This window comes from Streptococcus sp. HMSC076C08 (assembly GCF_001810825.1).
Lineage (GTDB): Bacteria > Bacillota > Bacilli > Lactobacillales > Streptococcaceae > Streptococcus.
On the sequence record NZ_KV802709.1, the window covers coordinates 1 to 257 of the forward strand.

Sequence of the window (257 nt, forward strand, 5' to 3'; positions counted from 1 at the left end):
CAAATCAAGGTAGAAGGACAAACCATTACCTTGACGCTTACAGAAGACCAAGTGAAAGCCAATGGCGGTCAAGCAGTTGAATTAACATTCGACGCCAAGATCAAAGCTGGCGCAAACTTGTCCGCATATGTGAAGGAAGACGGCCGTACACAGATTCCGAATAAGGCTTCTTATGACGCAAGCTTCCCACACAAACCAGGTGTGCACAAGGATTCGAACGAAGTCCCAGTGACGCCACCAACACCAGACGAGCCAGA

At 49.0% G+C, this 257-nt stretch carries 1 protein-coding gene; it reads left to right on the forward strand.

Going from position 1 to position 257, the window contains the following annotated elements; all coding sequences use genetic code 11:
- On the forward strand, positions 1 to 257 hold a 257-nt coding region (locus HMPREF2766_RS00540; protein WP_148131180.1), incomplete at both ends, for an isopeptide-forming domain-containing fimbrial protein.